Source organism: Ancylobacter koreensis, assembly GCF_023016525.1.
GTDB classification, from domain to species: Bacteria; Pseudomonadota; Alphaproteobacteria; order Rhizobiales; family Xanthobacteraceae; genus Ancylobacter; species Ancylobacter koreensis.
In genome coordinates this window covers 162,736-181,755 of the sequence record NZ_JALKCG010000005.1, presented here as the reverse complement: position 1 = coordinate 181,755, position 19,020 = coordinate 162,736, and the positions used below count along the sequence as shown (strand labels likewise).

The following is a 19,020-nucleotide window of genomic DNA, read 5'->3' as shown; positions in this document are numbered from 1 at the left end:
AAGCCTTGTGCGAAGCAAGCCCCCTGTCGCGCATGTCAGAGCCGCCGCCGGCTCAGCCCGGCACCGTCTCCGGCGCCCAGGGCAGGAGGCGGGTGAGCGCCCGGTCGACCAGCGCGAACAGCGCCAGCGCGACGACGAGCAGCACGGCGAGCGCGGCGAACACCATGTCGGTCTGCATCCGCGCATTCGAATAGATCATCAGATAGCCGAGCCCCGCCGAGGCGCCGACCCATTCGCCGACCACCGCGCCGATCGGCGCGACGGCGGTGGCGACACGCAGCCCCGAGGCGAGCGCGGGCAGCGCAGCCGGGATGCGGATGAAGCGCAGCGTCGCCGCCGTGCCCGCTCCGCCGAGCCGGGCGAGGTCGACGAGCCCCTGCTCGGTGCGCGCCAGCCCGTCATGGAAGGCGGAGGCGACGGGAAAGAAGATGATGAGGCTCGCCATGACGATCTTGGAGGCGAGGCCGAAGCCGAACCAGATCACCAGCAGCGGCGCGATGGCGAAGACCGGCAGCGCCTGCGCGACCAGCAGCACCGGGCGCATGGCGCGCCGCATCAGCGGGGAGGACGCCATGGCGAGCGCGCAGCATATGCCGAGCAGCGAGCCGCAGATGAGGCCGAGCAGCATCTCGCCCAGCGTGATGGCAGCGTTATGGGCGAGGATGTCGGCATTGTCCCACGCCGTCACGCCGATGCGGAGCGGGCCGGGCAGGATATAGGCGGGCAGGGCGAACAGCCGCACCACGGCTTCCCACAGCGCGAGCAGCACGAACGTGACGGCGAGCGTGCGCCCGACGGCGGCCATATCAAAATTCCTGGATCGGTTTCAGCACTTATAGCCGCCGCGCGGCGACTGCGCGAGTGTCGGGGTGCGCCGCCGGTTCCGGCGCGTCGGCACAACTTGACGCCCGTCAACGCGGCCACACTTTATTGGTAAGAAGATTGCCAACGTCAGAAGTGGAGGAAACCAGATGATCAAGGATATTCTCGTCAGCCTTCGCGTAGGGGAAGGCGGCGAAGACACGGCCGTCGACTATGCGGTTTCTGCTGCGGCGGCGCTCGGCGCCGATCTCACCGGCATCGCGGTGAGCTACCAGATCGACGTTCCCCCGGTCTACACCGAGGCCTTCTCGACCGATTTCATCGAGGCCCAGCGCGCCGAAAGCCAGCGCCTGGCGCAGCTCTCGGTCGATCATTTCGGCGAAGCGTCCCGCTCGCTCGGGCTGACCGCCGAGGTGCGGCTGATCGACGGCACGCCGGGCGGCGCGGCCGAGCAGATCGGCACCATCGCCCGCCTCTACGACCTGACCATCGTCAATCAGGCGGACCCCGACAAGCTGGGCGCCGAGGAAGTCATCACCGAGGCGGTGCTGTTCGATTCCGGCCGGCCGGTTCTGGTGGTGCCGCGCAAGCAGCAGAAGCCGTTCTCCGCCAAGCGCATCCTCGTCGCCTGGGACGGCGGCCGCGCGGCGGCCCGCGCCATCGCCGAGGCCCGCCCGCTCTTCGCCCATGCCGATCTCGTCGAGGCGGTGGTGGTCGACAGCGGCAAGTCGAAGAAGCACGGCGACCTGCCCGGCGCCGACCTTGCCCGCCATCTCGCCCGCCACGGCAAGAGGGTGGAACTGCGCCGCCTCGTGCCGGCCAGCGGGGAGGGCATTGTCGACGTGCTGCTCAAGGAGGTCGAGGCGCGCGACATCGACCTCATCGTGCTCGGCGGCTACGGCCATTCGCGCCTGCGCGAATTCGTGCTCGGCGGCGTGACGCGCGACATTCTCGACCGCACGACCGTGCCGCTGTTCCTCGCGCATTGAGGGCGCGGCCGGCGAGGAAACGATCAAGGCCCGGCGTCACCCGCCGGGCCTTTTTTCATAGAGGGGCGCAGGTGGAGCGGCGCGGCCGCCGACCGGCGCTTTAACAAAAGCCATCCGGAGGAAGCCACCATGAAACGCGCTCTCGCCACCGCCGTCGCGCTGCTGGCCAGCGTCAACCTCGCGCTCGGCTGCACGGCGGTCGACATCGCCGCCTCCGACGGCAGTGTGCTTGCCGGACGCACCATGGAATGGGCGTTCGACATGAAATGGATGCTGGTGAACCAGCCCAAGGGCACGCAGCTCCAGCTCGCGGCGCCGAAGGAGACCGGCCTTCCCGCCAACAGCTTCACCACGAAATATGCGGTGGTCGGCGTCAGCGCCGGCATCATCCCGGGCGTGACGCTGCTCGACGGGCAGAACTCGGCCGGGCTCTCGATGAGCGGCAATTTCCTGCCGGGCTTCACGCAGTACCAGACGGTGACGAAGGAGGATAAGCAGTACCAGTCCATCCTCACCTTCGGCTCCTGGGCGCTGGGCGGCTTCGCCAGCGTCGCGGAACTGCGCGCAGCGCTGCCGGCGATGAAGGTGTGGGCGGATGATTCGCTGCCGACCGGGCCGACGCCGGCGACGCTGCATTTCGTCTTCGTCGACCGCAGCGGAGCGGGCATGGTGGTGGAATATGTCGGCGGCGCGCTGAAGATCCACGACAACGCCGCCCATGTGCTCACCAACGCGCCGACCTATGACTGGCATCTGACCAATCTGCGCAACTATCTCAGCCTCTCCAACCTCGCCGTGTCGAGCCGGCAGGTCGGTTCGGCCAATGTGACGGAGATCGGCCAGGGCGGTGGCCTCGTCGGCCTGCCGGGCGACTACACCCCGCCCTCGCGCTTCGTGCGCGCGGCCTTCCTGCGCCATTACGTGACGCCGCCCAAGGATATCACCGAGGCGACGCAGGCGGTCGCCCATATTCTCAACAATGTCGATATCCCGCTCGGCGTCGCCGCCTTCCGCAATGCCGACGGCAGCACCGGCTCGGACTACACCCAGTGGGTCGTGCTGAAGGACCTGACCAACAACCGCCTGACCATCGCGGACTACGCCAACCGCACCAGCTTCCTCACCATCGAGCTCGACGCGCTGTTCGCGCAGGAGAAGCCGGCGGGCAAGCTGGTGAACGACTTGCCTTATCCAAAGGCGACGGTTGGGGCGGGGGTGCTGGCGCCCTGACCCTTCGCTTCCGTTGCGGCTGGCCGTCCGCTTGCATGGAAAACCGGGTCGCAACGGGGAGGCTCGAAAGCCATGTCGGAGGACTGCGTGCGCGCGACGGATGCGTTCGCGATGGCCTATCTGCGCAAGCGCGGGGCGCGCCTGCGGGTGCGCCCGGAAGTCTGGCGCGCGCTGAGCACGGCGGGCGCCGACATGTCGCTCTACATGTGCGACGCGCGCTGACGCGGGGCCCTAGTGGCGGCCGAGCACGGCCTTGAACTCGTCGGGCAGCAGGACGTTTTCCGGCGCGTCCTTGAACATCGGCGCGATCTGCTCGGGCTTGTAGCCGGCATGGCCGCAGCCGATGGGCGAGAGCTGGAAGGACAGGTCGGCCCGCGCCGTCGCGAATTTAAGGAAGCGGCGCACATATTTCTCGATCTCGCCGAGCGGCAGCGTCTCGATGTTCCAGTCCTTGGTCGGGATGGCGAAGGCGGTGCCGGTGAGCCCGAAGCCGACGCCCCATTCGGCGTCGCGATTCTCATAGGCCCAGCGCGCCGCGCCGCCGCCATGGATGCCGGCGAGGTTCGAGCCGAACACGAAGACCGGGTTGCGCGCCATGCTGCTTCTCCTCGGCGCTCTCTCTGGCCAAAGCGCAGGGATCGGGTCAACCGGGAAAATGCAGGCCCGGGGCCGAACGACAGCCTGCGCCGCCGGCGGGGCGCAGGGACAGGCTCAGGGGGCCATGATCTCGGGCACCCCGCAATTGGGCGGCGCGCAGTCCGGCAGCTTGATCTTCGCCGCCTGCCCTTCGGGCGGCGGGCCGGGCAGCGGCACCAGCTCGCCGGTCAGCGGTGCAGGGGCGTCGGGGCCGAGATTGATGTCGGGGGCCTGATTGAGCGAGGACGGGCCGGGGCTGCCGGGATTGCCCGAATCGGCGGGCGGCAGCGGGTTGTTCTGCGCCAGCGCCGTGCCGCCGAGACACGCGATCACCATGAGGGAGCCCAGAAGGCGGGTGGAGGCGGTCCGGTTCATCTTGGGGCTCCTGTCTACCTGCCGGCGCGTACCGATTGCCCCGATGCTAGCAGGGAGCGCCGTCACGAGGAAGATTGCGCGCCGGATGCGCGCGCGTTCAGCGCGCGTTCGGGTTGTCGATCGCCCCGCGCTCGGCCTTCAGCCGGGCGATCTCGGCGCGGATCGGCGCGAAGGGGCCGAAGCGGTGCTGTTCCTGCGAAAAGCCGTCCGCGAAGGGGCCGTAGGGCGCGTCGACGGGCTTGAGCAGCAGGTCCGGGAAGTCGCGCTCCAGCCCAGCCAAACGCGGGCGCGGCTGGCTGGCCACAAAGGCCGCGACGTCCCAGGCGTCCGGCGGCGTAAGCGTCGGGGCGACCCAGGAGGTGCCGTTCGGCATGTTGTCATGCACGAAATTGGCGAGCGTGATCAGCCGGGCGAGGCCGGCGCCGTCGTTGAAACTGTCGTCGCCCCACAGAGGCGGAACGGCATAGCCCATCTGCGGCAGGGTTTCGTTGCGCCGGACGCCCAGCCCGTCGCGGCGATGGCAGTCGGCGCATTCGCGTGCATAGACCTGCGCCCCGCGCGCGCGATCGGCGGCGCGGTCGAGCTCCGGCATCCGGCCGGCCGCCGCGCCGGCGATGGCGGCGTCATGGGGAACGTTGGTCGAGAGCACTTCGAGGTAGGCGAGGATCGCCCGCATGGGGCGGAAGTCCTCCGGCATGGGCCGGCCGTTGAGGCTGCGCCGCATGCACTGGTTCACCCGGTCGAAGAGCGACGCGACCTCTCCGCTGCGCGTGCTGTAGGCGGGGTAGTCGGCCGAGGCGGCGACCAGCGGCAGGCCGAATTTCTTCAGCCCGGCTTCGAGATGGCAGCTCGCGCAGGCAAGGTTGTTGCCGGCGAAGCGGGCGGCCTCGTCCGTCACGGCGGGGCCGATATGGGCATAGGTCGCCTCGACCACCGAGCGGCCGTAGCGGGCGAGCCGGCCGAAATCATCGTCGGGAAGTTGGTCGAGGGCAGGAACGTCCCACACCACAACGTCCCTGACGGCCGGTTCCGATTGCGCCATGGCGAGTGGACCGGACAGCGCCGCCGCCAGCAGCAGCGCCGCCCCGCAGGCGCGCCAGCGGCCTATTTCCGCCACGGCAGCAGCCCGGCCAGCATCTCGCCATTGCCGGTAAGGAGCGCGCCGCCCACCACGGCGACGATGCCGAGCAGGATGAGATAGAGGGTGGGGCGCGTCGAGCCGGGCATGTCGAAGCCTCACGCAGCGAAGGAACCGTGTCAACGGACGCGGCCGGTGCCCGTAGACGCGGAGCGACAATGATAGGGAAGCGATTCTGGTACAGCTGGGTGGGCTCGAACCACCGACCTCCGGTTCCACAGACCGGCGCTCTAACCAACTGAGCTACAGCTGCGTGCCAGAACGGCGCGGAACCTACTTGCCCGGCCCGCGCTTTGCAAGACCGCCGCGCAATGGCGGGCCGCACCCTGCACAAGCCTTTGCAGTGCCGCGCGGAAAAGCCGCCGGTGGCCCGACCGCGCGCGCCCGTGGCACGGTTTCTGTATGCTTGCGGGCCTGTGCCGGGCGTGCCGGCCGACAGGACGGGGGAGTGTATGAGCGACCAGACGGGCGGGCCGAGCGCCGCCGATGCCGGGGATGATCTCGGCGCCTTTCTCGATTCGGGGCTGCGCCTCGCCGGCCTGCCGCTGGAGAGCGAGCTGCGCCCGCGCGTCCTGATGCACCTTGCCACCGCCTTCGCCATGGCGAAGCTGGTGACGGATTTCCCGCTCCCCGACGAGGCGGAGCCTGCTCCGGTCTATGTGCCGTGAGCGCCATGCCCGACGACACGAGCCAACTCGACGCCGCCGCGTGCCTGCTCGCCGGCCCCGCGCTCGACCTTGCCGCCGCCGTCCGCGCGGGGCAGGTGAGCGCGCGCGCCGTGACCGAGGCGGCGCTCGCCCGCATCCACGCCCTCGATCCGGTGCTGAACGCCTTCACCGACGTGACCGCCGAGCGCGCCCGCGCGGAAGCCGACGCCATTGACGCCGCGCGGGCGGCGGGGGCGCCGCTCGGCGCCCTTGCCGGCGTGCCCTATGCGGTGAAGAACTTGTTCGATCTCAAGGGTCTGCCGACGCGGGCCGGCTCGAAGATCAACCGCGACCGTCCCCCGGCAACGCGCGACGCCACGCTGGTGGAGCGGATGGGCGCGAGCGGCGCGGTGTGCCTCGGCTCGCTGAACATGGGCGAATATGCCTATGACTTCACCGGCGAGAACCTGCATGACGGCAATTCGCGCAACCCGCACGACCATGGCCACATGTCGGGCGGCTCTTCCGGCGGTTCCGGCACGGCGGTGGGCGGCAAGCTGGTGCCGCTCTCGCTCGGCTCGGACACCAATGGCTCGATCCGCGTGCCGTCCTCCTTCTGCGGCATCTTCGGGTTGAAGCCGACCTATGGAAGGCTGTCGCGGGCGCGCAGCTTCCCCTTTGTGGCAAGCCTCGACCATCTGGGGCCGTTCGCGCGCCATGTCGGCGACCTCGCCGCGACCTATGACGCGCTGCTCGGCCCCGACCCGGACGATCCTGGCCAGGCGAATATGCCGTTCGCGCCGACCCTACCGACGCTCGACGTGCCTGGCGGGCTGCGGGTAGCGGTGCTCGGCGGCTGGTTCGCCCGGCAGGGCACGGCGCAGGCCTATGAGGTGGTGGCGCGCGCGGCAAAGGCACTCGGCGCCACGGCGACGGTCGAACTGCCGGAGGTGGAGCGGGCGCGCGCGGCCGCCTTCATCATCTCCATGTCGGAGGGTGCCGCGCTGCACACTGAGCGCCTGCGCACGCGGCCGGGCGATTTCGACCCGGCGGTGCGCGAGCGGCTGCTGGCCGGCGCCGTGCTGCCGGCCGCCGCCGTGGTGCGGGCGCAGATCTTCCGGCGCTGGTTCCGGGAGCGGGCGCTGGAGCTGTTCGCCGACTGGGATGTGCTGATCGCCCCGGCGACGCCGGTGCCGGCCCCGCGCAGCGGACAGGCGACCTTCGTGCTGGACGGGCGCGAGATGCTGGTGCGGCCTAATATCGGCATCTACACCCAGCCGATCTCCTTCATAGGCCTGCCGGTGGCGGCGGCCCCGGTGCCGACGGAGGAGAAGCTGCCCATTGCCGTGCAGCTCATCGCGGCGCCGTGGCGGGAGGATGTGGCCTTGCGCGCCGCCGGCGTGCTGGAGGCGGCGGGCGTCGCCTACGCGCCCGAGCCGGCGCTCTAGTCGCGGCGGAAGGCGACGTTGGCGACGAAACCGACGGCCAGCGCGCCGAAGGCGGTCACGAGGCCGTAGAACCAGGGATGGTCCTGCGCCGCCGTCGCCACCGCCTGCTCGAAATCGACCTTGCCGACGTCGAGGCGCACCGCGCCCCGGCTGACAGGGGCGCCGCCGGCAAAGGTCTTCACCACCACCTCATAGGTGCCGATGGGCGCCGTGCCGGGGATCGGGAAGGCGGCGCGGAAGACATGCGGGGCGAGGAACTCGACGCCGGCGGCGTTCTCGATATAGAGGCCCTGCGCCTGCTTCACCCGCAGAAATGCCTGCCGGAACGGGTCCTCCGGCACCACGTCGGCGAAATCCGAGCCGACCCGCTGCAGCAGGCGGTTGTTGACGAAGCCGGCCTGCTCCTGCCGCAGAATGTCGGCCGGCGCCATGAGCGAGGGCTCGCGGTTGCTCAGCACGGCGAGATAGGACGGCGCGGCGAGGAAGGAGCGGCTGTCGACATTCACCCACAGGCCGAACCGCCGCTCCTTGCGCCAGGTGACAAAGCTCTCATTCGGCCCGCGCACGGTGACGACGACATCGTAGGGCTGGCCGTCGTCTCCCGCGTCGCCCGCCTCGATCACGCCGAACAGCACGATGCTCTCGCCGGCGAAGCTGGAGGTGATGGTGATGCGCGACTTGGAGAGCGACAGCACGAGGTCGCCGGCCATGGCCGCGCCGGGCAGGGCGAGGAGAATGAGAACCAGCGCCGCCAGCCGCCTCATCGGGCCGCCTCGTCGATCTTGACGGTGTAGAGATCGGTCGGCCGCACGATTTGGTCAACGGCGACGCGGATGCCGACCGCCAGCACGAGCAGGCCGAGCAGCAGGCGCAGCCGCTCCGCCTTCATGGTCTGGCCGGCCCGGGCGCCGAACTGCGTGCCGATGGTGCCGCCCACCATGAGCACGAGGCCAAGCACCGCATCCACCGTCTGGTTGAGCACGGCGTGCATGACGATGGCGGCGATCATCGTCACCAGCGTGAGCATCAGCGCCGTGGCGATGGAGGTCACGGTCGGCACGCGCAGCAGGTAGATGAGCGCAGGCACCAGCAGGAAGCCGCCGCCAATGCCCATCAGCGCACCGAGGAAGCCGATGGAGAAGCCGATCGTCACCACCGGGATCGCCGAGACATAGATGCGCGACTGGCGGAAGCGCATCTTGAACGGCATGCGCAGGAACCAGGGATGCGCGCCCGGCCGCTTCACCTGTGCCTTCTGGCCGCGCCATTCACGCAGCAATGCGCGCAGGCTTTCCGCCAGCATCAGCGTGCCGACCGTACCGAGCAGCGCGATATAGGTGATGGCGATGACGAGATCGAGCTGCCCGAAGCGCCGCAGCACCATGAAGGTGAGCACGCCGCAGAGCGTCCCCGTCAGGCCTCCCGCCAGCAGCACGAGGGCGAGCGGCACGTCGACGAGCCCGCGCCGCATGTAGCTGAGCGTGCCGGAGAAGGACGAGGCGGCCATGTGAGTGGAGACGCTCGCCACGGCCACTGCCGGGGGCACGCCGAGGAAGATGAGCAGCGGCGTCATCAGGAAGCCGCCGCCGACGCCGAACATGCCCGAGATGAACCCCACCGCGCCGCCGAGGGCGAGCAGGGTGAAGATGTTCACCGGCAGTTCCGCGATGGGCAGGTAGATGGTCACGGGGCGGGCGGTCCGGCGGGCGGGAGGACGTCGAAGGGAGTAGCAGGATTCGCGTGCCGCCGCGCTGTGGCGGATAGGCGGAAGGGCGGCAGGCGGGTGCCGTCGCCCGGTTTCGGCGTGGATTTGGCTAATACATTATCCCACATAATGTAGTTTGGAAGTGATCGAACGGAGTTGTAGTATCTGGCTAATACATGGTCATAAATTTAGACCATGGTCTGAAGGTAATATTAGAAATTTGCCCATTGGGGCAGGTTTGCTGACTTAACCTTCGCGGGGCGCGTGCTAGCGTGCCGCCGTCAACGGATCCGAACGAGGTCCGGTATGTCTAGGAGGAAACCCATGTCTATCGTTTCGCGCAGCCGGCGCTCCGCCGCGCTGCTCGCGTCGACCATGTTCGCCGGTGCCCTGATGTTCTCGGCGGCGGCGAACGCCCAGTCGACCGACAACATGCAGAAGCTCTCCAATTTCCAGTCGACGGGCGCCTCCATGGAAATGGAGACGGTTCCGCAGACGGGTCCTCGCGTCGCCGCCTTCAACAAGACGCTCCAGGGCATCAAGTTGCCGGACGGCTTCAAGATTTCGCTTTACGCCATCGTACCGGACGCCCGCGAGATGGCGGTCGGCCCGAGCGCCGGCGTGGTCTTCGTCGGCACCCGCAAGTCCAAGGTGTGGGCGGTGACGGACCGCGACAAGGACCGCGTGGCCGACGAGGTGAAGGTGTTCGCCCCGTCGATCAACTTCAAGCTGCCCAACGGCGTCTGCTTCTCGAAGGATGGCTTCCTGTTCGTCGCCGAGCAGAACCGCGTGCTGCTGTTCCCGGCCGCCGAGTTCTTCTACGAGGGGCCGGACGTCGCCGCCTTCGAGGTGGTCAAGCAGGGTGACCTGATCCCGACCTCGGAAGAATCTTATAACCACACGGCGCGCGTCTGCCGCATCGGGCCGGACGACAAGCTCTACATCACGCTCGGCCAGCCCTTCAACGTGTTCGCGCCGGAGAAATTCGACCTCTACAAGAAGAACGGCATCGGCGGCATCGTGCGCATGGACCGCGACGGCAAGAACCGCGACGTCTATGCCTGGGGCATCCGCAACTCGGTGGGCATGGACTTCAACCCGAAGGACAAGACCCTGTGGTTCACCGACAACCAGGTCGACGGCATGGGTGACGACATCCCGCCCGGCGAGCTGAACCGCGCCACCAAGGCCGGCCAGAACTTCGGCTTCCCCTATTTCGGCGGCGGTTCCGTCCGCACCGCCGAGTACAAGGACCAGACGCCGCCGGCCGACGCGGTCAAGCCCGAGGTCGAGATGCAGGCCCATGCCGCCGATCTCGGCATGACCTTCTACACCGGCCAGCAGTTCCCGGCGAAGTATCGCGGCGGCATCTTCTCGGTGCAGCACGGCTCGTGGAACCGCACCACCCCGGTCGGCGCGCGGGTGATGTTCACCTCGTTGAAGGACGACGGCACGGCGGCCAAGACGGAAGTCTTCGCCTCCGGCTGGCTGACGCCGAACGGCGAGTATCTCGGCCGCCCGGCCTCGGTCGCGCAGCTCAATGACGGCTCGCTGCTGGTGTCGGACGACACTTCGGGTGCGATCTACCGCATCTCCTACGGCGAGTGAGACCTCCCGTCCCCCGCGGCAACCGTCGCGGGGGACCCTTTCTTCATGCCGGGAACAGTCGATGAAATGGACGATCTGCGTGCCGCTGCTGGCGGCATCGGTAATGATGTGCGCGCCGGCAATGGCGCAGGACGCCAAGGCCGGCCGAGCCAAGGCGTCCGCCCAATGCGCCGTCTGCCACGGCCCGAACGGCATCGCGCAGATGCCGACGGCGGCCAATCTCGCGGGGCAGCAGGAACTCTACCTGATCAAGGCGCTTGAGGACTTCCGCTCCGGCAAGCGCGAGAACGAGATGATGACGGTGATCGCCAAGGGGCTGAGCGATTCCGACGTCGCCAATCTCGCCGCCTGGTACGCCTCGATCCAGGTAACGGCGCAGACGCCGCCCTAGGTCTTCGCTGTGCGAACTGCGCGCGAGTGCTGCCGCCATTGCGCCACCAGCGCGACCAGCAACGCCTCCAGCCCGCGCTGGAGGCGTTGTCGCGAGAGGGCGCCCGGACGCGGCAGCGGAATGTGGATGAAGACGGCCAGCCTTTGCCCCTCGGCCGCCCAGCCATATCCGCGCCACGCCAGCGCGTTGCAGACATAGCCGCCCGCGTCGCGCGAGAGGCGGGCGGGAAGGCCGGCCAGACGCAGCGCCCGCAGCAGCGGCATCGGGCTGGCGGCGAGGGCGCGCTGGGCCGGTGCGCCAATCTCCAGCCGCCGCCCGCCGGGTCGGCGGCGGGCCGTATCCGGGAAGACGCCTGTGGCATTGCGGGCCACGCACTCGATGCAGACCTGCCGCCGCCGGCCGGCGACGCCGAGCATCAGCACGATATCGGGTGCGGCGGCGTCGAGCAGGGCGGGGAAGGCGGTTGCCTCGCTCCACAGCGTCGGCAGGATGCGGGCCTCAATGCGGGCGTCGACGCGCCCGGCTCCGGAACGGCCCCGCGCGAGCGCACGGGCGAGGCTCGCCGACGGGTTGGAGGGCATGCCGGGAAAGCGGCCGAAGCCGGTGACGAGGATGCGCGGTCTGTCGCCGCGTGCCGGCCGGGCCGCCTCAGAGCACACGCGCGGCGAGCGCGCGCGCCAACGCGCCCTCAAGGTCCGCAAGGCGGAAAGGCTTGCTCAGCAGCGGCCGGTTGCGCCAGGGCTCGTCGATGGCGCCGTCGGTATAGCCGGTGGAAAACACGATCGGGATGTCATGGCGGGACACTGCCTGGGCGATGTCGTAGCTGCGGCCCTCGCCCAGATTGAGGTCGAGCAGAGCGATGTCGATATCGCCATGGCGGCTGTCGATGAAGCTGAGGGCGTCGGCGATGCGTGTCTCGCTGCCGATCACCACGGCGCCGAGTTCCTCCACCATCGCCTCGATCATCGCGGCGACGAGGGTTTCGTCCTCGACAACAAAGACGCGTCGGCCCGACAGCTCGTGCGCCTCGCCCATGGTGTTTCGTCCCCCGATGCCGGTGCGGCCAGCATTCGCCCGCCGCGGCTTTTCGAAACCGCCGCGGCCCCGATCTCATTAAGATCTATTAATGCAATCAATCAGGCTTTTTTGCGAGTCACCAGCCAAAATGCCTCGCAATTCGTGCTGCGGCAAGGGTTGGCGCGAGCGTGCCGCCGGCGACGGCGCGCTCGATATCGGGCAGTTCTGCGCGAAGCGCGGGGTCCGAACGCAGCCGCTCGCGCAGCCGGTCGTCGAACAGGGTCCACATCCAGCGCACCTGCTGGGCGCTGCGCTTGTCCGCGAAGGCCCCCGCCGCCTCTGCGCGCGCGCGATGCAGCCGCACCTGCGTCCACAATTCGGCGATGCCTTCGCCGGTGAGGCCGGAATAGGTGAGCACCGGCGTCGACCAGTGCGCCTCGCGGCCGCCCAGCACGTGAAGCGCCGCCCGGTATTCGCCGGCGGCAGCCTTGGCACGCGCCGCGTTGGCGCCCTCCGCCTTGTTCACCGCCACGATGTCGGCAAGCTCGACGATGCCCTTCTTGATGCCCTGAAGCTCGTCGCCGGCGCCGGGCAGCATCAGTACCAGAAAGGTGTCGGTCATGTCCGCCACGGCTGTCTCGGACTGGCCGACACCGACCGTCTCGACCAGCACCACGTCGTAGCCGGAGGCCTCGCACAGCAGCATGGTCTCGCGCGTGCGCGCCGCCACCCCGCCCAGCGTGCCGGCGGAGGGCGAGGGGCGCACGAAGGCGCGCTCGTCCATGGAGAGGCGGGCCATGCGGGTCTTGTCGCCGAGGATCGAGCCGCCGGTGCGGGTCGAGGAGGGGTCGACCGCCAGCACGGCGACGCGGTGGCCCTGTTCCAGCAGCCAGGCCCCGAGCGCGTCGATGGTGGTGGACTTGCCCACGCCCGGCACGCCGGTGATGCCGACCCGCAGCGCCTGGCCGGTGAAGGGCAGGATCGCCTGCATCAGCTCCTCGGCCAGCGCCCGGTGCTCGGCCTTGCGCGATTCCACCAGCGTGATGGCGCGCGCGAGCATGGCGCGCCGCCCTTCGCGCACGCCGTTCACGAGATCGTCGAGCGGGGGAAGCGGGCGGGCGTGGATCAAAACCGGGACCTGCGCGTTAACGGGGCGATGCTAGCAGCCCGGCCGACGCCTGACGAGGCACGGCTACGTTCGACCAAGGGAGACCCCAATGAACTGGGATCGTATCGAAGGCAACTGGAAGCAGCTCAAGGGTCAGGTGCGCCAGCAGTGGGGCAAGCTGACCGACGACGACATCGACCGCCTGCACGGCAAGCGCGAGGAGCTCGAAGGCGTTCTTCAGGAGCGCTACGGCCTCGCCAAGGACGAGGCCAACCGCCAGATCGACGACTGGAGCCGCCGCTTCAAGATGTGAGCGGGACCGCGCTGAACGTCGCGATGCCATGTACGGGCCCCCGCCTGAAGGCGGGGGCTTTTGCTTGCGCGGTGGCGGCCTGACGGCGGGGATTCAGGAACTCTGGCGTCACGAATGGGCAAAATCCCAATAGAGTTCGCGCGCCCGGCGATAGACCGGCCCCGGTTGCAGGTCGCGCTCCTCGATGCGCGTTATCGGCGAGACCTTCGAGTAGTTGCCGGTCGAGAAGGCCTCGTCCGCCTCCAGGAAATCGCGCCAGGTCAGCGCCGTCTCCACCACCTCGACGCCGCCGGCGCGCAGCAGCTCCAGGGTCCGGGTACGGGTGATGCCGGCGAGGAAGGTGCCGTTCGCCGCCGGTGTCAGCGCCACCCCGTTCTTGACGATGAACACGTTGGCGGTGGCGAGTTCCGCGACGTTGCCCAGCATGTCGCACAGCGCGGCATTCTCGAAGCCGCGCGCATGCGCCTCGGCGAGGGCACGGGCATTGTTGGGGTAGAGGCAGCCCGCCTTGGCGTCGGTGACGGCGCATTCGATGGTGGGGCGGCGGAAACGCGACAGGGTGATCGAGGTGCCGCGCGCGGGGTCGGGCATGCCGGCCTCGTAAAGGCTGAGGCACCAGCGGGTCGATTCGGGATCGGCATCCACCGTGCGGGCGCCGGGAAATTCCGCCCAGTACATCGGCCGGATGTAGAGCGCGGCGTCGGGCGCGAAGTGCTTCAGCCCGGCATGGGTCAGCTCGACCCATTGCTCCACGGAAACGACCGGCTTCAGCCCCATCGCCACCGCCGAGCGGTTCACCCGCGCGCAGTGCTGCGCGAGGTCCGGCGTCACGCCCTCGAAGGCGCGGGCGCCGTCGAACACCGAGGTGCCGAGCCAGGCGGCATGGGTGCGCACGCCCATGATCGGCACGTTGCCCTCGTGCCATTGCCCGTCGAGAAAGGTGAAGGTCCGGCTCCAGTGCGACATCGATACTACTCCGCCAGCGCCGCGAGGATGCGCACCCAGCTGCGAATGCCCTTGTGGAACGAGGCCAGGTCGTATTTCTCGTTCGGCGAATGGATGCGGTCGTCGTCCAGCGCGAAACCGATCAGCAGCGTGTCCTGCCCCAGCACTTTCTTGAACTGGCCGACCACGGGAATGGAGCCGCCCTCGCCGGCGGTGACGGGCGGCTTGCCCCATTCCTTCTCCAGCGCCTCGGCGGCCTTGGCGAGATCGGGGCTGTCATGCGCCACGGCGACGGCGCGGCTGCCCTCGCCGCCGAGGAACTCGACGGTGCAGTCGGCCGGGATGTTCGCGCGGATGAAGGCGCGCACCGCGTCGCGCACCTGCGCCGGGTCCTGGTCGGCGACGAGCCGGCAGGAAATCTTGGCAGTGGCGATGGAGGGGATGACGGTCTTAGAGCCTTCGCCCGTATAGCCGCCCCACAGGCCGTTGACCTCGAAGGTGGGGCGCGAGGAGACCAGCTCGATCAGCAGCCGGTCCTTCTCGCCCGAGGGGATCGACAGGCCGATGGGGGCAAGGAAATTCTCCGGCGTCAGGTCGAGCTGCGCCCACGCCGCTTTCACATGCTCGGGCGGCTCCAGCACGCCGTCGTAGAAGCCGGGAATGGTGACGCGCCCGTCGGCATCGTGCACCGCTGCGATCACCTTGGAGATGACGTGCAGCGGATTGGCCGCCGCGCCGCCGTAATAGCCCGAATGCAGGTCGCGGTCGGCGGCGCGCACGACGAACTCGTCATGCATCAGCCCGCGCAGCGACAGCACGATGGCGGGGGTCTGCGCGTCCCACATGCCGGTGTCGCAGACGAGGGCGACATCGGCCTTCAGCTCGTCCTTATGCGCGGCGAGGAAGGGGACGATATTGGCCGAGCCGCTCTCCTCCTCGCCCTCGACGACGATGGCGACGTCGACGGGCAGTCTGCCGAGCACCTTCTGATAGGCGCGGCACGCCTCGACGAAGGTCATCACCTGACCCTTGTCGTCGGAGGAACCGCGCGCCACGATCCGCTTCACGCCCTCCGCGTTCGCGACGATGCGCGGCTCGAAAGGCGGGTTCTCCCAGAGCTCCAGCGGGTCGACCGGCTGCACGTCGTAATGGCCGTAGAACAGCACCCGCCGCGCCGCGCCGGCATGCGAGGTGCCGGTGACGATGGGGTGGCCGGGCGTCGCGTTGAGCTTGGCCTCAAGGCCGAGCGTGGCGAGGTCGTCCGCCAGCCACTGGCCGGCGCGGCGGCACTCGTCCGCATAGGCGCGGTCCGTCGAGATGGACGGGATGCGCAGGAAGGCGAACAGGCGTTCGAGGCTGGCGTCGAGATCGGCATCCACCTGAGCCAGAACGCGGTCGAGATCGGACATGATGTTTAGTCCCGTTTCTTGTTCGTCATCCCGGACGGCCAGAGGCCGATCCGGGATCGGGTGCAGGATGGAGAACGATCCCGGCTCTGCGGCTGCGCCTCCGGCCGGGATGACGTGGTTATCGCCGCCGGGCGCCGCCGAGCACGTTGCGCAGGATCGCCTTGGTGATCTGATTGGTCACCTCGCGCGCCACCTGCCGCGTCACCTGCTCGCCGACGCTCATCCGGCCGCGCGAGGGTGTGCCGAGAATGCCGCCGAGGATGCCGTCGAGCCAGCCGCCGCCGGAGGCCGCGCCGGCCTGCGTCGGGGCCGGGGTGTTGGCCGGCGTGGGCGGCGCCTCGGGCGGGGCAGCCTCCTCGGCGCGCTTGGTCAGGATCTCATAGGCCGACTCGCGGTCCAGCGTCTGGTCGTAGACGTTGCGCACCGGGCTCTGGGCGATGGCGACCTTGCGCAGTTCCGGCGTGATCGGGCCGACGCGCCCGGCCGGCGGGGCGATGAGCGTGCGCTCGACCATTGAGGGTGTGCCGTTGCCCTCCAGCATGGAGACCAGCGCCTCGCCCTTGCCGAGCTCGGTGATGACCTGCGCGGTGTTCAGCGCCGGGTTGGGGCGGAAGGTGTCGGCCGCCGCCTTCACCGCCTTCTGGTCGCGCGGGGTGAAGGCGCGCAGCGCGTGCTGCACGCGGTTGCCGAGCTGGGCCAGCACGCTCTCGGGCACGTCGAGCGGGTTCTGGGTGACGAAATACACGCCCACCCCCTTGGAGCGGATGAGCCGCACCACCTGCTCGACCTTCTGCAGCAGCGCCTTGGGCGCCTCGTCGAACAGCAGATGCGCCTCGTCGAAGAAGAACACGACCTTGGGCTTGTCGGGATCGCCCACCTCGGGCAGCTCCTCGAACAGCTCGGACAGTAGCCAGAGCAGGAAGGAGGCGTAGAGCTGGGGCGAGCCCATCAGCCTGTCGGCGGCCAGCAGCGAGATGGTGCCGTAGCCCGAGCGCGGATCGACACGCATCAGGTCGGTGATCTTGAGCGCGGGCTCGCCGAAGAATTTGTCGGCGCCCTGGTTCTCCAGCACCAGCAGCGAGCGCTGTATGGCGCCCACCGTCGCGGGGGACACGTTGCCATAGGTGGTGGTGAGCTTGGAGGCGTTCTCCGCCACGAAGGCGAGGAGGGCGCGCAGGTCCTTCAGGTCCAGCAGCAGCAGGCCCTGCTCGTCGGCGATGCGGAAGACGACGTTGAGCACGCCTTCCTGCACGTCGTTGAGGTTCAGGAGCCGCGCCAGCAGCAGCGGGCCCATCTCCGAGACGGTGGCGCGGACGGGGTGGCCCTGCTCGCCGAACAGGTCCCAGAAGATCACCGGGAACTCGTCCGGCACATAGTCGATGCCGATCTCCTCGCAGCGCTTGACGATCCATTCCTGCCCCTCGCCGGGCATGGCGATGCCGGAGAGGTCGCCCTTGATGTCGGCGGCGAAGACCGGGACGCCGGCGCGCGAGAAGCCTTCGGCCAGCGTCTGCAGCGTCACCGTCTTGCCGGTGCCGGTGGCGCCGGTGGCGAGGCCGTGCCGGTTGGCGAGCTTGAGGGTGAGGTATTCGGGCTTGCCTGCGTCGCGCGAGGTGCTTTTGCCGACGAAGATCTTGCCGTCAATGTCCCCGGACATGGTGGTCTCCTGCGGGCGAAGTCTGCGGGCGAACTTGGCGGGCGAACTCCCCGGCACCTTTAGAGCGCAGGCGGGGCGGGTTCGGCAAGCGGTGCTGCAACGTCAAATGGTCGGGCGACCATCGTGGCGCTTGCCATCCGCCCGCAGGCGCGCGATTGGAGGCCGGCATGTCCAACGCCGGAAAAGCCATGGCCTCGTTGACGCCCCCCACCCAACGCCGGTTCGACGCCCGCGGCCGCCGGCTCTCCTATGAGGGCCGCACGCTGGTGATGGGCATCCTCAACGTGACGCCGGATTCCTTCTCCGACGGCGGGCGCAGCGCCGCGCTCGACGACGCGCTGGCGAACGCCCACCGGCTGGTGGCGGAAGGGGCCGACATTCTCGACATAGGCGGCGAATCGACCCGCCCCGGCCACACCCCGGTGGCACCGGAGGAGGAGCTTCGCCGCGTGCTGCCGGCGGTGGAGGCGCTGGCCGACCTGCCGGTGCCGATCTCCGTCGACACCCAGAAGGCGGTCGTCGCCGAGGCGGCGCTGCGCAAGGGTGCGGCCATCGTCAACGACATATGGGGCCTGATGGGCGATCCGGAGATGGCCCGCGTGGCGGCGACCTACGACGCCGGCGTGGTGGCGATGCACAACCGCGCCAGCGTCGACCCGAATGTCGACATCGTGGCCGACATCACCGCCTTCTTCGAGCAGTCGCTGGAGCGGGCAGCGCGCGCGGGCATCCGCCCCGAGCGCATCAGCCTCGACCCCGGCATCGGTTTCGGCAAGACCTTCGAACAGAACCTGAAGGCGCTGGCGGCGCTGCCCGATCTGGTGGCGCTCGGCTTCCCGGTGCTGCTGGGCACCTCGCGCAAATCGCTGATCGGCAAGGTGATCGAGACGACGCCGGCCGAGCGCCTGCCGGGTACCATCGCCTCCAACGTGATCGGCATCATGGCGGGCTGCGCGATGATCCGCGTGCACGACGTCGCCGCCCATGTGCAGGCGGCGCGGGTGGCAGAGGCGATCCTCCATGCCGTCTGAGTCCGCGCCCGAATTCTTTATCCGCCGGCCGCGCAAGGTCGAGAAGCGCATCGCCTATCTGTGCCTCGGCTCGAATCTCGGCGACCGTGCCGGCACCATGGCGAAGGCGGTGGGGCTGATCGCGCGCACGGGGCTGAAGATCGTCGCCCGCTCTTCGCTCTACGAGACGCCGCCCTGGGGCCCGGTGCCGCAGGGACCGTATCTGAACATCGTGGTGGCGGTGGAGACCGAACTTTCCGCCCGCGAACTGCTCAACATGCTGCTGGGCGTCGAGCACGCCTTCGGGCGCGACCGCACGCGCGAGGTGCGCTTCGGGCCACGCACCATCGACATCGACATCCTGCTCTACGGCGACGACGTGCTCGCCGAGCCGGACCTCGAAATCCCACATCCGCGCATGATGGAGCGCGCCTTCGCGCTGATCCCGCTCGCCGAGCTGGCGCCCGACCTCGCGGTCGGCGGGGTGCCGGTCCGCGCGGCGCTGGAGGGGTTGGACCGCAGCGGCATCGTCAAGGTCGACCCGCAGCCGCTGACTTACTGACACGCGAAGG

Annotated in this window: 23 protein-coding genes and 1 tRNA gene; 10 read left to right on the top strand and 14 right to left on the bottom strand. The window is 69.2% G+C overall.

Annotation, left to right across the window (positions count from 1 at the left end; genetic code table 11):
• Nucleotides 1-52: 52 nt before the first annotated feature.
• Nucleotides 53-805: an ABC transporter permease gene (locus MWN33_RS13700; protein ID WP_247201594.1), complete on the bottom strand. Its 753-nt coding sequence runs from the start codon at nt 803-805 to the stop codon at nt 53-55.
• A 166-nt stretch (nt 806-971) separates the two neighbouring features.
• Between MWN33_RS13700 and MWN33_RS13695 the strand changes: the two genes are divergently transcribed.
• From MWN33_RS13695 to MWN33_RS13685, 3 genes are all read left to right on the top strand, one after another.
• The gene (locus tag MWN33_RS13695; protein ID WP_247201593.1) at nt 972-1,811 is read left to right on the top strand and encodes a universal stress protein; all 840 of its coding nucleotides are present in this window, start codon (nt 972-974) and stop codon (nt 1,809-1,811) included.
• A gap of 129 nt (nt 1,812-1,940) precedes the next feature.
• On the top strand, nt 1,941-3,041 hold the full coding sequence (locus tag MWN33_RS13690) for a choloylglycine hydrolase family protein (protein ID WP_247201592.1): 1,101 nt from the start codon (nt 1,941-1,943) through the stop codon (nt 3,039-3,041).
• Between the two features lie 72 nt (nt 3,042-3,113).
• A complete protein-coding gene (locus MWN33_RS13685; RefSeq protein ID WP_247201591.1) occupies nt 3,114-3,263 on the top strand; it encodes a hypothetical protein in 150 nt (49 codons plus the stop codon).
• A 9-nt stretch (nt 3,264-3,272) separates the two neighbouring features.
• Here the strand turns inward: MWN33_RS13685 and MWN33_RS13680 are convergent, their stop codons facing one another.
• From MWN33_RS13680 to MWN33_RS13665, 5 genes are all read right to left on the bottom strand, one after another.
• Nucleotides 3,273-3,638, bottom strand: a complete 366-nt coding sequence (locus MWN33_RS13680; protein ID WP_247201590.1) for an A1S_2505 family phage non-structural protein — start codon at nt 3,636-3,638, stop codon at nt 3,273-3,275.
• A gap of 114 nt (nt 3,639-3,752) precedes the next feature.
• Entirely contained in the window at nt 3,753-4,052 is a 300-nt protein-coding gene (locus tag MWN33_RS13675; RefSeq protein ID WP_247201589.1) for a hypothetical protein, read from the bottom strand.
• 97 nt (nt 4,053-4,149) lie between these two features.
• A complete protein-coding gene (locus MWN33_RS13670) occupies nt 4,150-5,169 on the bottom strand; it encodes a c-type cytochrome (RefSeq protein ID WP_247201588.1) in 1,020 nt (339 codons plus the stop codon).
• Nucleotides 5,157-5,279: a hypothetical protein gene (locus MWN33_RS19080; RefSeq protein ID WP_281493771.1), complete on the bottom strand. Its 123-nt coding sequence runs from the start codon at nt 5,277-5,279 to the stop codon at nt 5,157-5,159. The genes MWN33_RS13670 and MWN33_RS19080 overlap by 13 nt, the downstream gene beginning before the upstream one ends.
• Nucleotides 5,280-5,366: 87 nt before the next feature.
• A tRNA-His gene (locus MWN33_RS13665) sits at nt 5,367-5,443 on the bottom strand.
• Between the two features lie 199 nt (nt 5,444-5,642).
• On the opposite strand from MWN33_RS13665, the gene MWN33_RS13660 reads away from it, so the two are divergent.
• On the top strand, nt 5,643-5,858 hold the full coding sequence (locus MWN33_RS13660; RefSeq protein ID WP_247201587.1) for a DUF4089 domain-containing protein: 216 nt from the start codon (nt 5,643-5,645) through the stop codon (nt 5,856-5,858).
• A gap of 5 nt (nt 5,859-5,863) precedes the next feature.
• Nucleotides 5,864-7,285 (top strand): AtzE family amidohydrolase, encoded by a 1,422-nt coding sequence (locus MWN33_RS13655; protein WP_247201586.1) that lies wholly within the window; start codon nt 5,864-5,866, stop codon nt 7,283-7,285.
• On the opposite strand, the gene MWN33_RS13650 is transcribed toward MWN33_RS13655, so the two are convergent.
• Together MWN33_RS13650 and MWN33_RS13645 are read right to left on the bottom strand one after the other, a co-directional pair.
• Nucleotides 7,282-8,049 carry a TIGR02186 family protein gene (locus tag MWN33_RS13650; protein ID WP_247201585.1) on the bottom strand — a complete coding sequence of 256 codons (768 nt, stop codon included), beginning with the start codon at nt 8,047-8,049 and terminating at the stop codon, nt 7,282-7,284. The two genes, MWN33_RS13655 and MWN33_RS13650, sit on opposite strands and share 4 nt — an antisense overlap.
• Nucleotides 8,046-8,972, bottom strand: coding sequence for a sulfite exporter TauE/SafE family protein (locus MWN33_RS13645; RefSeq protein WP_247201584.1), 927 nt, complete (start codon nt 8,970-8,972; stop codon nt 8,046-8,048). Before MWN33_RS13645 ends, MWN33_RS13650 begins: the two co-directional genes overlap by 4 nt.
• 342 nt (nt 8,973-9,314) lie before the next feature.
• Between MWN33_RS13645 and MWN33_RS13640 the strand changes: the two genes are divergently transcribed.
• Together MWN33_RS13640 and MWN33_RS13635 are read left to right on the top strand one after the other, a co-directional pair.
• On the top strand, nt 9,315-10,598 hold the full coding sequence (locus MWN33_RS13640) for a PQQ-dependent sugar dehydrogenase (protein WP_425532006.1): 1,284 nt from the start codon (nt 9,315-9,317) through the stop codon (nt 10,596-10,598).
• A gap of 61 nt (nt 10,599-10,659) precedes the next feature.
• Nucleotides 10,660-10,989 (top strand): c-type cytochrome, encoded by a 330-nt coding sequence (locus MWN33_RS13635; RefSeq protein WP_247201583.1) that lies wholly within the window; start codon nt 10,660-10,662, stop codon nt 10,987-10,989.
• Here MWN33_RS13635 and MWN33_RS13630 read toward each other — a convergent pair.
• The 3 genes from MWN33_RS13630 to meaB form a co-directional block, all read right to left on the bottom strand.
• Nucleotides 10,986-11,648 (bottom strand): pyroglutamyl-peptidase I, encoded by a 663-nt coding sequence (locus MWN33_RS13630; RefSeq protein ID WP_247201582.1) that lies wholly within the window; start codon nt 11,646-11,648, stop codon nt 10,986-10,988. The two genes, MWN33_RS13635 and MWN33_RS13630, sit on opposite strands and share 4 nt — an antisense overlap.
• Entirely contained in the window at nt 11,638-12,024 is a 387-nt protein-coding gene (locus MWN33_RS13625) for a response regulator (protein ID WP_247201581.1), read from the bottom strand. The genes MWN33_RS13630 and MWN33_RS13625 overlap by 11 nt, the downstream gene beginning before the upstream one ends.
• A gap of 118 nt (nt 12,025-12,142) precedes the next feature.
• The gene (gene meaB, locus MWN33_RS13620) at nt 12,143-13,135 is read right to left on the bottom strand and encodes a methylmalonyl Co-A mutase-associated GTPase MeaB (protein WP_247201580.1); all 993 of its coding nucleotides are present in this window, start codon (nt 13,133-13,135) and stop codon (nt 12,143-12,145) included.
• An 88-nt stretch (nt 13,136-13,223) separates the two neighbouring features.
• Here meaB and MWN33_RS13615 point away from each other — a divergent pair, with 88 nt between their 5' ends.
• Nucleotides 13,224-13,427 carry a CsbD family protein gene (locus MWN33_RS13615; protein ID WP_247201579.1) on the top strand — a complete coding sequence of 68 codons (204 nt, stop codon included), beginning with the start codon at nt 13,224-13,226 and terminating at the stop codon, nt 13,425-13,427.
• 108 nt (nt 13,428-13,535) lie between these two features.
• Here MWN33_RS13615 and MWN33_RS13610 read toward each other — a convergent pair whose 3' ends face one another.
• From MWN33_RS13610 to MWN33_RS13600, 3 genes are all read right to left on the bottom strand, one after another.
• Entirely contained in the window at nt 13,536-14,393 is an 858-nt protein-coding gene (locus tag MWN33_RS13610) for a branched-chain amino acid aminotransferase (RefSeq protein WP_247201578.1), read from the bottom strand.
• Between the two features lie 5 nt (nt 14,394-14,398).
• Nucleotides 14,399-15,781, bottom strand: a complete 1,383-nt coding sequence (locus tag MWN33_RS13605) for a dipeptidase (protein ID WP_247201577.1) — start codon at nt 15,779-15,781, stop codon at nt 14,399-14,401.
• A 118-nt stretch (nt 15,782-15,899) separates the two neighbouring features.
• Nucleotides 15,900-17,438, bottom strand: coding sequence for a helicase HerA-like domain-containing protein (locus tag MWN33_RS13600; RefSeq protein WP_247201576.1), 1,539 nt, complete (start codon nt 17,436-17,438; stop codon nt 15,900-15,902).
• Nucleotides 17,439-17,626: 188 nt separating this feature from the next.
• Between MWN33_RS13600 and folP the strand changes: the two genes are divergently transcribed.
• Nucleotides 17,627-18,469 (top strand): dihydropteroate synthase, encoded by an 843-nt coding sequence (gene folP / locus MWN33_RS13595; RefSeq protein WP_247201575.1) that lies wholly within the window; start codon nt 17,627-17,629, stop codon nt 18,467-18,469.
• Entirely contained in the window at nt 18,459-19,010 is a 552-nt protein-coding gene (gene folK, locus MWN33_RS13590) for a 2-amino-4-hydroxy-6-hydroxymethyldihydropteridine diphosphokinase (RefSeq protein WP_247201574.1), read from the top strand. Before folP ends, folK begins: the two co-directional genes overlap by 11 nt.
• Nucleotides 19,011-19,020 lie beyond the last annotated feature (10 nt).

Coding starts and splice junctions, on each gene's coding strand:
- MWN33_RS13700 (WP_247201594.1), bottom strand. CDS start 805: ATGGCCGCCGTCGGGCGCACGCTCGCCGTCACGTTCGTGCTGCTCGCG.
- MWN33_RS13695 (WP_247201593.1), top strand. CDS start 972: ATGATCAAGGATATTCTCGTCAGCCTTCGCGTAGGGGAAGGCGGCGAA.
- MWN33_RS13690 (WP_247201592.1), top strand. CDS start 1,941: ATGAAACGCGCTCTCGCCACCGCCGTCGCGCTGCTGGCCAGCGTCAAC.
- MWN33_RS13685 (WP_247201591.1), top strand. CDS start 3,114: ATGTCGGAGGACTGCGTGCGCGCGACGGATGCGTTCGCGATGGCCTAT.
- MWN33_RS13680 (WP_247201590.1), bottom strand. CDS start 3,638: ATGGCGCGCAACCCGGTCTTCGTGTTCGGCTCGAACCTCGCCGGCATC.
- MWN33_RS13675 (WP_247201589.1), bottom strand. CDS start 4,052: ATGAACCGGACCGCCTCCACCCGCCTTCTGGGCTCCCTCATGGTGATC.
- MWN33_RS19080 (WP_281493771.1), bottom strand. CDS start 5,279: ATGCCCGGCTCGACGCGCCCCACCCTCTATCTCATCCTGCTCGGCATC.
- MWN33_RS13660 (WP_247201587.1), top strand. CDS start 5,643: ATGAGCGACCAGACGGGCGGGCCGAGCGCCGCCGATGCCGGGGATGAT.
- MWN33_RS13655 (WP_247201586.1), top strand. CDS start 5,864: ATGCCCGACGACACGAGCCAACTCGACGCCGCCGCGTGCCTGCTCGCC.
- MWN33_RS13650 (WP_247201585.1), bottom strand. CDS start 8,049: ATGAGGCGGCTGGCGGCGCTGGTTCTCATTCTCCTCGCCCTGCCCGGC.
- MWN33_RS13640 (WP_425532006.1), top strand. CDS start 9,315: ATGTCTATCGTTTCGCGCAGCCGGCGCTCCGCCGCGCTGCTCGCGTCG.
- MWN33_RS13635 (WP_247201583.1), top strand. CDS start 10,660: ATGAAATGGACGATCTGCGTGCCGCTGCTGGCGGCATCGGTAATGATG.
- MWN33_RS13625 (WP_247201581.1), bottom strand. CDS start 12,024: ATGGGCGAGGCGCACGAGCTGTCGGGCCGACGCGTCTTTGTTGTCGAG.
- MWN33_RS13615 (WP_247201579.1), top strand. CDS start 13,224: ATGAACTGGGATCGTATCGAAGGCAACTGGAAGCAGCTCAAGGGTCAG.
- MWN33_RS13610 (WP_247201578.1), bottom strand. CDS start 14,393: ATGTCGCACTGGAGCCGGACCTTCACCTTTCTCGACGGGCAATGGCAC.
- MWN33_RS13605 (WP_247201577.1), bottom strand. CDS start 15,781: ATGTCCGATCTCGACCGCGTTCTGGCTCAGGTGGATGCCGATCTCGAC.
- MWN33_RS13600 (WP_247201576.1), bottom strand. CDS start 17,438: ATGTCCGGGGACATTGACGGCAAGATCTTCGTCGGCAAAAGCACCTCG.
- folP (WP_247201575.1), top strand. CDS start 17,627: ATGGCCTCGTTGACGCCCCCCACCCAACGCCGGTTCGACGCCCGCGGC.
- folK (WP_247201574.1), top strand. CDS start 18,459: ATGCCGTCTGAGTCCGCGCCCGAATTCTTTATCCGCCGGCCGCGCAAG.